We start from the raw sequence: 13244 nt of genomic DNA on the forward strand, positions 1-13244 counted from the left end.
CTCGAATCCCGCGCCACCAGGACGAGGAAGGGGACCGGACCGATGGGAGTGTCCGTCGTCTTCGAGGACCGCAGTGAGGCGGTCGAGGTCGTGCCGGGCGAGGAGGCCGTGTGCGTCCTGCGCCTGGAGAACACCGGGATGGTGGTCGACCGCGTTCTGCTCGACGTGCTCGGCGACACGGCCGATTGGGCGCACGTCGAACCCGCGCAGGTCAATCTGCTGCCGGGCGCGGCCGTTCAGGTCCGGATCGCCTTCCGACCGCCGCGAACGGCCTCGCTGGCCCCCGGCGAGGTGCGGTTCGGCCTGCGCGCGATGTCGACCGAGGACCCGGAGGGCTCGCGCATCGAGGAGGGCACCGTCCGGGTCGGCGAGTTCGGCGACCTCGGCACGCAGTTGGTGCCGAAGAGCTCGACCGGACGGCGCTCGGCGCGGTTCAAGCTGGTGGTGGAGAACCGTGGCAACCGGCCCGAGCGGATCAGGGTCGACACCCTCGACCCGGAGAACCGGCTCGGCTTCCGGACGAAGCCCGCGGTCTTCGTCGCACCGCCGGGCACCGCGACCTTCGTACGCCTGAAAGCCGTGCCGCGTCGCACCTTCCTCAAGGGGCCCAACCGCACCCTGCCGTTCGAGGTCTCCGCACTGCCGGAGCGGGGCGAGGCGGCGAAGGCCGAGGGCGTGATGCTGGAGAAGCAGACGCTGCCCGAGTGGCTGCTGCCGCTGCTCGGCATCGCGGTGGTGGCCTGCGGCCTGCTGTTCGCGCTCTGGTTCACCGTGCTCAAACCGGTCGTGCACTCCGCCGCGTCCGAGGCGGCGAACGCGCAGAACGCGGCGGGCTCCGCGAAGTCCGCCGCGGACGCGGCGGCCAGCGCCATGGCGAGTGCCAAGGCGAGCCCCGCATCGAGCGCCACGCCCGCCGCGCCGACGGCCCTGGTGGTCAAACTGGCCTCGCCGACCGTCGTCGCGGGGACGACCGAACCGGCCATGGTCACCGGCACCTTCGCGCAGGGCACCGGCGCCCTCCCCAAGGTCGTGTGGACCTCCTCGGCCCCCAACGTCGCGAGGGTCGCCCCGGACGGCACGGTCACCGGGCTCAGCCCCGGCACGGCGACCATCACGGCGACCGGTGTCACGAGTACGGCGTCCCCGGCAGCCGACGCGCCCTCCCCGGCCGCGTCCGCGAGCCCGGCCGACGCGCTCTCCTCGGCCGCCCCGGCGAGCCCGGCCGACCAGGCGGTCCCGGCCGGCTCGGTCCAGGTCACCGTGGTGGGCCCGGTGTCCGTGACCACGGCCGTGCTGCCCGAGGCCGCGCTCGGCAAGGCGTACTCCCAGGCCCTCGGCGGCACCGGCGGCACCGGCTCCTACACCTGGTCGGTCAGTTCCGGCTCGCTGCCGCCGGGGCTCTCGCTCTCCCCCGACACCGGGATCATCAGCGGCACCCCGACCGTCGCGGGGAGGACCTCGCTGACCCTGCACCTGGCCGACGCCACGACGCCCGGCCTGTTCGCCACCAAGGCGCTCGACCTGACCGTGGTCGACGCCCTCGCCGTGCAGAGCTCGTCACTGCCGGGCGCGACCACGGGCACCGCGTACTCGCAGACGCTCACCGCCGTCCAGGGGACCGCGCCCTTCCGCTGGTCGCTCGCGCCGGGCCAGGGCACGCTCCCGGACGGGCTGAGCCTCGACCCGGCCACGGGGGCGATCAGCGGCACCCCGAGCACGGCCGGCACCTTCAACCTCACCGCACAGGTGACGGATTCGGCCAACCCGAGCCAGACGGCCACTCAGCACCTGTCCCTGACCGTCGCCCAGCCGTTGCAGATCAGCACCCTCACGCTGCCGGACGCGGTCACCGCCGCGCCGTACTCGCAGACGATGAACGCGGCGGGCGGGACCGAGCCGTACACCTGGTCCATCTCCTCCGGCGCGCTGCCGAAGGGGCTCACGCTCGACGCGGCCTCCGGCGTGCTCAGCGGAACACCACTGGGAGCCGGCTCCGCGACCTTCACCGTGCGCGCCACCGACGCCGGCCAGCCCGGTCGCACCGCCGACCAGGCCTACACCGTGCGGGTGGTCACCGGCTTCGCCATCACCACGTCCAGCGTGCCCACGGCGGCGATCAACCTGTCGTACCAGACGAAGCTGACCGCGGCGGGCGGTGCCGAGCCGTACGTGTGGACGCCGATGGGCACGCTGCCACCGGACCTGAGCCTCGCGACCGACGGAACGATCAGCGGCCGCCCGAGCAGGACGGGCAGCTTCACGTTCAGCGTGCGGTCGACCGATTCGAGCACGCCGCCACTGACGGTCACCCAGTCCGTGACGATCACGGTGGTCGGATCGCTGCAGATCACCACGGCCTCGCTGCCCAAGGCCCTGACCGGGCAGTCGCTCTCGCAGCCCCTCACGGCGGTCGGCGGCACCGCCCCCTACACCTGGTCCGTCGACCCGACGACCCTGCCGAGCGGCCTCAGCCTGAATCCCGCCACCGGCGTCATCAGCGGCACACCGACGGCGCCCGGATCCGCGACGATCACCGTCTCCGTCACGGACGCAGGACCCCCTCGGCAGGCCACCAGCCTCGGCGTGTCGCTGACGGTGGTCGACCCGCTGGCGTTCCATGTGTCCGCGCCGCCCACCGCGATCCTGGGGCAGGGCTACCAGACGGCCACGCCTGACGTGAGCGGTGGCTCGGGCCAGTACAACTGGACGATCACCGGCGGCTCGCTGCCAGCCGGTCTCCAGCTCGGCCCCGCCGGGGCGATCTCCGGCACGGTCCAGTCGTCCGCCGCCGCTGGGACGTACCAGTTCTCCCTGGTGGTGACCGACAGGACCGACGCCACGATGACGAAGAACACCCAGCTGACCATCGTGGTCGTCAACCCGTTGAACGCGCCCGGCGAGTACGACTGGAGCGGCAGGGCCGGCACGCAGTTCCAGTGGAGGATCCAGCCGACCGGAGGCACGGGGCCGTACGGCTTCGGCTGGGCCCAGACCGACGGGAAGACCCGGAGCATCGACGGGATCTCGCTCGACTCCTCGACCGGACAGCTGTCCGGGACACCGGACTGGCAGTGCACGGACGCCGTGCGCCAGCCCGTCACCGAGCAGCCCGCGACGACCACCTGTGCCGTGCAGGACACGGGTGTGGTGACGGTCAGGGACTCCCTGGGCGAGTCCGTCCCGACGACGGTGAAGCTGACGATGACGGTCCCCCAGCTGTCCGTGCGGTTCGACACCAACCCGCCGACCCAGACCGCGGGTTCCCCGCTGAGCTTCGAGCTGACAGCCGCGGAGCCGACCGGGGGCTACGGCAGCGGGACGTACACGTACTCCGCCGACGGCCTGCCGTGCGAGGACACCGCGCACTGCGACCGGATCGATCCCACCACCGGGACGCTGAGCGGAACACTCGACCACCTTGACGGCTCCCCGCTGACCTTCACCGTGACGGTCACCTCCACCGAGCCCGGCACCGGGAACACGATCACCGCCCAGTACCGGGAGTCGATCCCCACCGCGCCCGCCCCTTCCCCGACCCCGACTCCGACTCCGACCGCTGGAGGTGCGCAATGACCACGCCACCGGAGCCCCCGCTCGACGTGCTGGTGCTCCAGACGGGCGCGGCGCTGGCGAACCTCGCCGTCGAGTCCTGCACCACCGCGGCCGGCCTGCCCTTCGTGGTGAACGGGAGCGCCCAACTGCGCGCCCTGCTCACCCGCAACACGGATCACCACCGCGCGCACGCGCAGGCCTTCAACCAGGCCCTCGGCACGGCGGGTGGGGCCGAACAGCACGCACCCGACGCGCGGTACGCCGGGACCGTGCGCGGGAGGCTGGCCACGATGACGGATCCGACGGCGCTGGCCGACCTGCTCACCGAGCTGGAAGACATCAACGCGCAGAGCTGCACCCGGTTCGCCACCCTGGCCGAGAGCGGCAGCCTGCGCTCGCTGTTCGTGAACATCGCGTCGGTCGAGGCGCAGCACGCCGCGGAGCTGCTGGTCCTTCGCACGCTGCTGGACGGCGGCCACGCCGGGCCGAGCGCAGTCCCGGCCACGGCCGGGACGGCGGGCATCCCGCACGTCGTCTACCCCACCGGGGAGTCCTCCGCGATCGACGAGGGCGAGGTGCGATGAGCGGGCTGTCCCGGCGGTCGTTCACCCGGGGGGTACTCGGCGCCGGCATCGGCCTCACGCTGGAGGCGTGCGGCAGCGGCGCCCACTCGGGCCCCCGGCCGTCGCCGTACTCCGGAGACCTGCGGACCGTGGCCCTCGCCGCCGCTCTGGAGAACCAGGCGGTGAGCGCCTACCAGGCCGTCCAGGCGGCGCTGCACGCCGGCAGGTTCGGCCCGGCGGTCCCCGCGCTGACCGCGTTCGTCCGGGCCGCGGTGGCGCACCACACCCAGCACGCCGACACCTGGAACGCGATCCTGCGCGAGGCGCGCGAACCGGTGGTCACCGGAGCCCCGCTGTCGGGCCACGCCCAGCTGATGCGTGCCATCAAGGCGGCGTCGAACCTGGACGCGGTGGTGGCCGCGGTGCAGCACCTGGAGAACCAGGCGGCGCAGACCTACACCGCCGCGGCCGGAAGCCTGGCGAGCGGCGGAACGGCCCTGACCGCCGCCGCGACGATCGCGCCCGTCGAGGCGATGCACGCGGCGGCGCTGGGCAGTGCGCTCGGCAGACCGTCCGGGGTGCTGGGCCTGCTCGGCGCGACGGAAGCGGTGCCGGCCACCGAACTGACGGTATGACAAGGGAGCGGTGGGGCGTGTTGCGGGACGCGGATCTCTCGTTCGCGAGCTGGCTGGGGAGCGTCCTGCCGCCGGCCACCGGTGTCCGCTTCGACCCGCCCGGGGCGGGCTGGGACGGGGGATCCGGCACCCCGTTCGTCAGCGCGTTCCTCCACGACGTCCGGCGCGACGGCCAGAGCGCGACGGCCGGCTGGTCGGAGGTGCGCGACAGCGCGGGGCGGCTGGTGGGCAGGCAGTCCGCGGCGCGCTACTACCGGATCCGCTACCTGGTCACCGCATGGGCGGAAGCGACGCTGGACGAGCACGGTCTGCTCGGTCTGCTCCTCGACGCCTGCACGCTCGCGGACACCCTGGCCGACGACCACCTGACGGGAGCCCTGGCCGAGGCCGGGCTCCCGTCCTTCCTGCGCTGCGCGGACGAGGAGCCCGGCCACTCGGCACAGGGCCTGTGGCCGGGCCTCGGGATCGTCCCCCGCGCGCACCTGGTGCTGGACCTGGTGGCTCCCGTCGTCCCGCCGATGGTCACCGAACTGGCGCCGCCGACCCGTGAGATCGCGCTCGGCGCACGCCAGTTGCCCGGTGCTACTCGGGCTTGAGGTCGATGGACTCGACGAAGCCGCCCGGCCTGGGCTGCCCGAGGGCGTCGGCCGCCCGGTCCCCGGTCAGCGTCGTGGTGCCCGCCCAGATCCATTCGCCGGGTCCGCCGCCCGCGGGGACGTAGAGGTAGTAGCTGCGCAGTGCGGCCGCCGTCGGCACGTACCACTTGCCGCCGGTCACCGCGGTCTTCCCGCTCTCGACGTAGCCCCCGTCGGTGAGCCGGCGGCTGCCCCAGGCGTGCTTGGTGAGCTCGGCGCCATCGACCTTGTCCGGGTGCCACGTCGCGAGCCCGCCGTCCCGCGCCTTGACGAGGAACCCCCAGACCAAGGTGTTGTGGCAGTGGAACGCCGCGTACACCTTCGCCGGGTCCGCGGTCGGCTCGGTCTTCCAGTCGTCCGAGTCGATCAGCGTCCCGGTGAAGTCGCCGACGATCCCGCGGGCCGACTGGTCGTCCAGGTGGATGCGAGGAGCGTCCGGACCGGTCGGGGTCGGGGTCCGGCGGTACTTCTCCGGGATCATCTGCATGGTGAAGGCGCCCGCCACGCCGCTCGTGAGGTCCTCGCCGGTGACCAGTTGCGCGGCGGAGACCGGCAGTACCTTGACGATCTGCTCCACGAACGGCTGGGCCAGGCTCGCGAGTCCTTCCAGCCAGTCCTTCTCGACGTCCGGTTTGATACCGGCCCAGAACTCGGGTTCCATGAGCTTGTCCCCGATCGCCTCCCCGGCGCTCTCCCGCATCTCCTCGAGGATCGCGGTGATCTGCCCTCCGATGCCCCCCTCGGACGGCTTGAGCTTCTTCATCTCGTCCACGGCGAGCCTGAGCTGTTCCTTGAGCCAGGCGTCGACCACCATCGAGAACCCGGTCCGGATGACGGTGAAGCCCGGGATGTTCTGCCCGACGATGCCGAGGGCGGACAGGACGGTGTCCACGTTGGCCGAGACCATCCTGTGCAGGGCACTGGCCATCATGGTGGGGTCCTTGGTGTGCTCGTCGAAGACCGCACCGGCGGCGTGCTCGGACTCGTACTCCCGCGCCGCCGTGGTCTTCAGCCCCTCGTGCGCGGCATGGACACCGGCGCTGCGCAGGGTGTCGACGAGTCCCACGACCCAGGCCCAGCCGGGGAGTGTCGCGGCGCTCGCGACTCCGATCCCGAACTTGGCGGCCTTGTCGCAGACCGCGAGCACCTGCATGCCCTCGGTCGGGTGTGCCTCGAAGTACGCCTTGGTCGCCTCCGACTTGATGAGCTGCCGGACGGTCGTGCTGACGCTCTGCATGTCGTTGGAGGCCTGGACGATCGCGTCCATCAGCTTCTTGACATGCCTGATCACACCGCGGATGGCGTGGCGTCGTTCCTCCACCGCCGGCGCCCCGTCCGCGTTCGAGTCGGCCGCCGTCCTGAGGTCGGCTTCGAGCCGTTCCAGCTCGGCGAGGTTCCGCCTGAGGGTCGCGGCGTCCCGCTTCAGCGTGCCGATGGCGCTGGACAGATCGTCGGCGGTCGGCCCCGTCCGGAGGAAGTCGAACTTCTCCAGGTCGGTGAGGAAGGTGACCGCCGGGTCGATCACGGCGATGCGGTAGTCGTACTGCTCGCGCCAGCGGGCGACCTCGCCCTCGTAGCGCGTGATCTCCTCCGCGAGCGTGTCCGCCACCGCCTCCGTGGCCAGCTCCTCCGCGTCGTTCTTGTGCGCGGGGTCGGAGGACTCGATGAGCCGCACGATGTCCGTGTAGAACGTCTCACCCTGGAAGTCGCGGTGTGCGTGGTCGTATCCGTTGCGCTCGAAATGCTCCACGACCAGCTTCGTCAGTCTCTGGAGCGCCTGTTCCTTTTCCGTCTCCGGCATTGATCGCTTCCCCTCGCTTCTATCCGTCGATCAGCAGCTTCGCCGCGTCCCTGAGGGCGGCCTTGATGTCCTCCGCGGTGAGCAGGTCCTTGAGTTCCGGGCTCGCCTCGAAGGCGGAGTCGACCGCGGTGAGCAGTGAGTCGTGCAGCGATTCGGCGGCCTCCTGCTGCGCGTCGCGGGCGAGCACCTGCTCGTGGCTGAGCCACACCGGGCCGCAGCCGCTGGACCGCTCTCCCGGGCGCACGGCGTCGGCGAACTCGTACACGCCTCCGGGACCGATCCGGTAGAACATCCCCCAGTTCTCGTCCCACTCGGGCTCCGCCTCGCCGGCATCCGTCTCGCCGGTATCCGTCTCACCGGCCGCGGCGTGCTTGCGCGCCGCGTACAGGTCGGCCCAGGTCTGGTCGTTCCACGACTGGTTCTCCTCGTCGTACCACTGGTAGACGCGGTCCCGGTGGTCGTAGTCGTCGTCCCTGGCCGGCTCGGAGTACCGACCCTCCTCGTCCCCGTCCTCGTCCGCGTCGTCCGCGTCGTGCTCGTGGTCCTGGTCGGCCCGGCTCTCCCACTCGATCACCACGGCCAGGAACCATTGGACGAACACGCCGGGCGCCGCGTCCGGCCCGGTCAGCTCGACGAACTGGGACTCGCGGCCGCTGTCCTGCGCGAACCGGTCGAGCAGGTTGTCCCGATAGGTGTCGGCCCACTGCGGCTGGGTCGGCCAGTCCGCCGCGGCCCGGAACACCAGCGCCGCCAGTTTCTCGACGAGTACGTCGGCTTCGGTGAATTCGGACCTGACGGGGCTGTCGGGCGCCAGCCATTCCATCATCCGCTCGACATGTGCTGTTTCCAGGGCCATGCTCGGAATCTCCTTTCCACGTTCCCGAATCACCCTAGGGACGCCCCGAGTTGGTGATCTGCGTCATTCAGCGGGCTTTCGTGTACGCGTGGCGGGAACTGGCCCTCAGTCAGCTCGCCTTCACCGAGGTGTTGGTGGTGATGAACCGCGCGGTGCCCGGCTTTTCGAGCGCCGGGTCGGGCACCGGGCCGGCCACGGTCGGCTGAGTGGCGGGCGTCTCCACCGTGAACACCGCCGGGAACGAACCGCCGCTGAGGAGAAGTGGCTTGCCTCCGTTGGTGGTTCGCTGGGTGAGGTTCGCCGGCAGCAGGGTCAGCAGCAGGGTGCCGGTGCCCGGCGTGGTGAACGGCGGAGCGGTGTACGCCAGTGGCTCGCGCAGTGTCATGGGCAGCTCGTCGGCCTGGAGGCAGACCGGCATCCCGGTGACGGTCACGTTCGTGCTCGAACCCGTCAGCGGTACCGGCGCCGCGAGTTCGGGGACGAGGACGGTCCCCGGGAGGGTCACCTCCAGCAGGTCCCCGGTCCTGATGACGAAGCCGGCCATGCGTCCTCCTCCGTCACGTCGTCAGGCCGAAGAGTTCGATCTCGGCGATGGCGACGGTGGATCCGCCGCTGCCCGGGTACACCGCACCCACCTGGATCCGCATGCTGGTGATGAGGTCCGCGTGGCTGATGGAGAACGTCTGGGCCTGCGAGGTGTCCTTCGGGAGGATGGTGAACGACTCGCCGTTCGAGTACATCAGGCGCAGCTCGCTGGGCCTGCCGTCCTGGATGTAGGCGTCACTCGCCCCCGAGTGCAGGATGATCTTGTTCAGCGTCACGTGGTGGCTGAAGGCGAAGGTGAGGGTCGGCGCGGGCGAGGCCGACCAGGGCGCCAGCCAGTACGTGTTGAGCAACTCGTCGGCGGCGCTCAGCGCGGGGTGGTCGGGCTGTGCGGCGTTCGCGGTCACGCTGACGGCGTGGATCGGCGAGAGCTCGTCGGCGAAGACGCCGGTGACCCGCGCCTTGACGGCCCGCACCCTGCCGCCGACCGCGGTGCGGAACGGCGGATAGGTGCCGTACAGCGTGCCGGCGCAGAGCGCGGCCACCGCGGCGACGATGCGGCCCTTGCGGTAGGCCTGGCGGAGTGCGGACCTCGGGTCGAACCCGGGCTTGCCGAGCTGCGCCGCGGACGTGCCCCCGGCCTTGCCGTCGCCCGGCCCCGGATCGAGCCGGACCACTCGTGGTCCGCGCTTGGGCACGAATCTGCGCCACCACGGCTCCTCGACCGTCGCAGCCTCGACCAGCGAGGCGCCGCAACGGCTGCAGAACCGGCGGGAATGCGGATTGCCCTCCCCGCACGCGCCGCACACCAGGTCGCCCGGCTGCAGGCGATGGCTCGACGCGGTCCTGGTCACCGCGACCGCCCGGGCGCGGGCGATCTGCGGCGCCTGTTCGTGGATCTCCTCGGGCACCCGTGCCGGGGCGGCGTCGACCACGGCGGGTGCCGGCCGCGTGCGCCGCTCGTCCGTGGCCTTCGCCGCGGGCTCGGGGCGCTCGACCGGGGCGACCAGGGCCGCGGCCTCGGACCGCCGGGCCGTGGGTGGTGGTGGCGGCGGAGGCGTGGGCGCCTTCGGCCCGGGCGGTGGTGGAGGTGGAGGTGTCGCCGGCTTCGGCTTGGAGGGTGGCGGTGGCGGAGGCGTGGGCGCCTTCGGCCCGGGCGGTGGTGGAGGTGGAGGTGTCGCCGGCTTCGGCTTGGAGGGTGGCGGTGGCGGAGGCGTGGGCGCCTTCGGCCCGGGCGGTGGCGGTGGTGGAGGTGTCGCCGGCTTCGGCTTGGAGGGTGGCGGTGGCGGAGGCGTGGGCGCCTTCGGCCCGGGCGGTGGCGGAGGGGCGGCCGACTTCGGCCCGGGCGGTGGCGGCGGAGTGGGTGGCGCGGCCGACTTCGGCTTCGGCGGGGGAGCGCCGGCGCCCGGCCGCGGGGGTGGCGGCGGACCGCCGGCCGAAGCCGAAGTCGGCCTGCCCGGCGGTGCCTTGGGCTCCGGCGCGGCGGTCCCGGCGGTCCCAGTGGGATCGGGCCGCGGCCCGGCGATGAAGGTGTTCGCACCTTGGATCGCCCGCTGCAGCAGGCCGACCCGCGGCGCGGCGGCCTCCTGCTCCTGCTGTTGCTCGATCTCCTGGACCACGCTCTGCGCGATCTTCGGCGTCTGCTTCTCCCCGGTCCATTCGAGGAAGCCTCCGCACGAACCGCAGAAGGCGTCCTCGTCCCGGTTGCGGTACCCGCACTTGCGGCACACGATCATCGTTCCACGACCTCCAGCCCGTGCGGGACATGCGCGGGCTTCTCCGCGACGATCAGCTCCTCCAGTGCCGCCACGTCCACCGGCTCGCCCTTGGGCACCGTCACCCGGACCGTCAGCCGGGCCGTCGGCTCGCCCGGCAGGGCGGAGTCGGGTGCGGTGGACCAGTGCACCCCGCCGTTCTCGACGAGTTCCACCTCCCCGCCGGTGACCAGCTCGATCAGGGCCCGAAGCCCCTCCGCGGTGCCCCTGAGCCGGTAGAGCCGCACGGAGTGCGCCACGGCCGCGCGCTGACGGTGCAGCGGCCAGTTCTCGTCCAGGACGGTCCCCAGCCAGCCGGCGAGCCAGCGGACGAAGTCCGCGGGCGCCAACCTCGGGTCCAGGTAGGCCGCCAGGCAGTCCAGGGTGGAGATCGCCGGGGCGATCACCTCGTCCAGGGCCGCGGTCCACCGCATCGCCAGCGGATCCTCCTGGAAGACCGCGGGCAGCAGGCTGCCGATCGGGTACGGCGTGTCCAACCCCGCCACGGCTTGCCGCATCAGTGCGCCTCCACCCTGACCTGGTGCTCGTAGGAGAACACCAGGCTGTTCGCATCGAGGTCGATCCGGCGGTCCTCCCGGCCGCGTACGCCGGTGACCGGGTCGGCGGTGAACAGCCGTACGTCCTCGACCAGTTCGACCCCGGGCACCTGCTGCAGCCGGCCGAAGATCTCGCCGGCCTGGACCGGCCGGCCGAACGGCCAGCCGGTGCCCTCCGGCCCGCCGCCCGGCAACGGGTTGAGATAGCGGTGCAGTACGTCGAGGGCGTCCTCGCGCACCCGCTCGGCGTTCACCCGCGGCCGGGCCACCAACTGGGCGACCACGGTGACACCGCGGTAGAGCGGCGGCTCCACCACCACGCGGGTGCCGACGACCCGTGCCCGGTCGAGCCGGGCGGCGATCCGGCGCAGCGTCGGCTCCGGCGGGACGAGGTTCTCGAACAGGATCCGCCCGTCCTGCCCGGCCGCGGCGGGTACCACCAGCACCCGGACGGCGCCGGCCTCGGCCGCGTCCCCGCCGGCCGGTACGCAGCGCACGCGGGCGATCTCCGGTGCCGCCTCGCGGGTCAGGATCTCGTAGTCCTCCGCCGTCACCGCGCGCCCCCGGGTGCGCACCAGCAGTGGGCCGCGGTCCTTCGCCTCCTGGAGGGTCTCGCCGTCCACCCCGCCCTGGGCCGGGCGCCGGTTCTCGACGGCGGCGACCGACGGGATCGAGGACTTCAGCCGGCAGATCGACCCGGCCGCGACGTTCCCCCGGGCACCGCCCCCGGTCGCGTAGCCACGGATGCGCACCTCGGCGCCCTTCTCGGGCACGGCGCCGTAGCGGCGCAGGCTCCCGTCGGTCTCGCGCACCGCCGGGCCGAACAGGACCAACCCGCACGCCCCGTCCAGGGTGAAGTGCCGGTCCGTGGGCCCGCTGTCGGCGAAGTGCTCGACCTCCGTCCACTCCACCCAGCCCGCCGGTGAGCTGGTCTCCACCACCGGTGGCCCGTAGCCGGCCAGCACGGGTGAGTGCCGGAGCGGGAACTGCTGCCCCGGCACGCCCTCGGCCTGGCCCAGCACCTCCGGATCGGCCGGCTCGGCGTGCACGGCCTCGACGGTGCCGCCGATCGTGCAGACGGTCAGCGTGTCGATCACCGGCGAGGCCGTGTACGGGGGTTGGCCCTCCTCGGGTTCGGTGACGCGGGCCCTGATCCAGCCGGCGCGGTCGCCGTCGACCACGCTCGCCCGATGCGCGGCCGGGACGTGCAGGACGATCGCGCCCGAGGTGTTCAGGCCCCCGGTCTCGTCGAGCCCCACCTCGCACTCCGTCCAGCCGTCGCCGGTCCAGGCCTCCCAGGTCAGCGGCGGATGCTTCGGGTTGACACCCACGCCCGCCACCTGGCCGCGGAAGCCGAGCCGGACGACGCACCCGGGCACCGGGTCGGACAGGCCGATCAGCAGCGCGTCCCCGATCCCCGGCCGTGGCCTGAACGAGGGGAACGGCCGGCCTTCGGCGAGGAGTTGGGAGCGGTCCGCGCTCTCGCTCGGCTCTCCGTCCCCGGCGTCCGGGGCGACCGCGGTCCTGATCCGCGCGAGCGTGCAGGGCACCACGGCCAGGTCCGCGGCGGTGGTGAAGACCACCGACTCGGCCGTGGCCGTGCGCTGCGTGCCGACCCGAGCGCCCGCGGCGATGGTCAGCCGTGCGCGGGCGGGGCTGGTGAGCCAGAAGGTGACCGGTGCGCGCGCCGGGGTGGGCGGGAGCATGCGCAGGCCGATCAGGTTCAGGAAGCTGACGTACAACCGGTCCGGCACCTGGTTGAGCCGGTAGAGCAGCTGGTCGGTCATGTGGGCGAAGGTCTCGATCAGGGTGACACCCGGGTCGGAGACGTTGTGGTCGGTCCACTCCGGGCAGCGCCGCTGCACGAAGCGTTTGGCGTCGTCGACCAGGTCCTGGAACCGGCGATCGTCGAGGTCGGGGGTCGGCAGGGGCATCAGTACTCGCCCTCCTCACGTTCGGGGATGGTGTAGAAGGGGAAGACGAGGTTGCGCGGGCTGTTGGTGCCGGGCACCACGTACCGGATGTCGATGTAGAGCAGGCCGGAGTGTTCCTCGTCGGGGTACACGTCGACCTCGGCCACGTCGACGCGCGGTTCCCACTGCTCGATCGCGTTCCTGACCACGTCGGCTATCTCGGCGGCCTTGTGGACGCTCGCCCCGTCGAAGACGTAGTCCCGCAGGGTGCTGCCGAACTTCGGCCGCATCGGGCGTTCCCCCGGATAGGTCTCGAGGATCAGCCGCATCGCCTGCTCCAGCCTGGCGGTGCCGGAGGCCATGGCCACCGCGCCGGTGGGCTCGATGGCGAACGGGAACGACCAGCCGGTGCCGATGAAGTCGGTCATCGCCGCG

At 72.5% G+C, this 13244-nt stretch carries 11 protein-coding genes; 4 read left to right on the forward strand and 7 right to left on the reverse strand.

The features are described 5' to 3' along the window. The first annotated feature begins 42 nt into the window (after positions 1–42). From ACIGXM_RS25840 to ACIGXM_RS25855, 4 genes are read left to right on the forward strand one after another with little or no spacing between them, the layout of a single operon-like run. Positions 43–3573 carry a putative Ig domain-containing protein gene (locus tag ACIGXM_RS25840; RefSeq protein ID WP_396564776.1) on the forward strand — a complete coding sequence of 1177 codons (3531 nt, stop codon included), beginning with the start codon at positions 43–45 and terminating at the stop codon, positions 3571–3573. Beyond that, positions 3570–4136 (forward strand): ferritin-like domain-containing protein, encoded by a 567-nt coding sequence (locus ACIGXM_RS25845; protein ID WP_396564778.1) that lies wholly within the window; start codon positions 3570–3572, stop codon positions 4134–4136. The genes ACIGXM_RS25840 and ACIGXM_RS25845 overlap by 4 nt, the downstream gene beginning before the upstream one ends. After that, entirely contained in the window at positions 4133–4750 is a 618-nt protein-coding gene (locus tag ACIGXM_RS25850) for a ferritin-like domain-containing protein (RefSeq protein ID WP_396564780.1), read from the forward strand. The genes ACIGXM_RS25845 and ACIGXM_RS25850 overlap by 4 nt, the downstream gene beginning before the upstream one ends. Further along, entirely contained in the window at positions 4747–5346 is a 600-nt protein-coding gene (locus tag ACIGXM_RS25855; protein WP_396564782.1) for a Pvc16 family protein, read from the forward strand. The genes ACIGXM_RS25850 and ACIGXM_RS25855 overlap by 4 nt, the downstream gene beginning before the upstream one ends. Here ACIGXM_RS25855 and ACIGXM_RS25860 read toward each other — a convergent pair. From ACIGXM_RS25860 to ACIGXM_RS25890, 7 genes are all read right to left on the reverse strand, one after another. Then, positions 5333–7186, reverse strand: coding sequence for a hypothetical protein (locus ACIGXM_RS25860; protein ID WP_396564784.1), 1854 nt, complete (start codon positions 7184–7186; stop codon positions 5333–5335). The two genes, ACIGXM_RS25855 and ACIGXM_RS25860, sit on opposite strands and share 14 nt — an antisense overlap. Before the next feature lie 19 nt (positions 7187–7205). Then, positions 7206–8042 carry a hypothetical protein gene (locus ACIGXM_RS25865; RefSeq protein WP_396564786.1) on the reverse strand — a complete coding sequence of 279 codons (837 nt, stop codon included), beginning with the start codon at positions 8040–8042 and terminating at the stop codon, positions 7206–7208. 109 nt (positions 8043–8151) lie between these two features. Further along, the gene (locus ACIGXM_RS25870; protein ID WP_396564788.1) at positions 8152–8586 is read right to left on the reverse strand and encodes a hypothetical protein; all 435 of its coding nucleotides are present in this window, start codon (positions 8584–8586) and stop codon (positions 8152–8154) included. 13 nt (positions 8587–8599) lie between these two features. Further along, positions 8600–9520 carry an NADase-type glycan-binding domain-containing protein gene (locus ACIGXM_RS25875; RefSeq protein ID WP_396564790.1) on the reverse strand — a complete coding sequence of 307 codons (921 nt, stop codon included), beginning with the start codon at positions 9518–9520 and terminating at the stop codon, positions 8600–8602. A gap of 797 nt (positions 9521–10317) precedes the next feature. Next, positions 10318–10857, reverse strand: coding sequence for a phage tail protein (locus ACIGXM_RS25880; RefSeq protein WP_396564792.1), 540 nt, complete (start codon positions 10855–10857; stop codon positions 10318–10320). After that, positions 10857–12830 carry a putative baseplate assembly protein gene (locus ACIGXM_RS25885; protein WP_396564794.1) on the reverse strand — a complete coding sequence of 658 codons (1974 nt, stop codon included), beginning with the start codon at positions 12828–12830 and terminating at the stop codon, positions 10857–10859. Before ACIGXM_RS25885 ends, ACIGXM_RS25880 begins: the two co-directional genes overlap by 1 nt. Further along, positions 12830–13237 (reverse strand): GPW/gp25 family protein, encoded by a 408-nt coding sequence (locus tag ACIGXM_RS25890; RefSeq protein WP_396564796.1) that lies wholly within the window; start codon positions 13235–13237, stop codon positions 12830–12832. Before ACIGXM_RS25890 ends, ACIGXM_RS25885 begins: the two co-directional genes overlap by 1 nt. Positions 13238–13244: the final 7 nt, after the last annotated feature.

The sequence above is a fragment of the Kitasatospora sp. NPDC052896 genome, from assembly GCF_044547075.1.
GTDB lineage: Bacteria > Actinomycetota > Actinomycetes > Streptomycetales > Streptomycetaceae > Kitasatospora.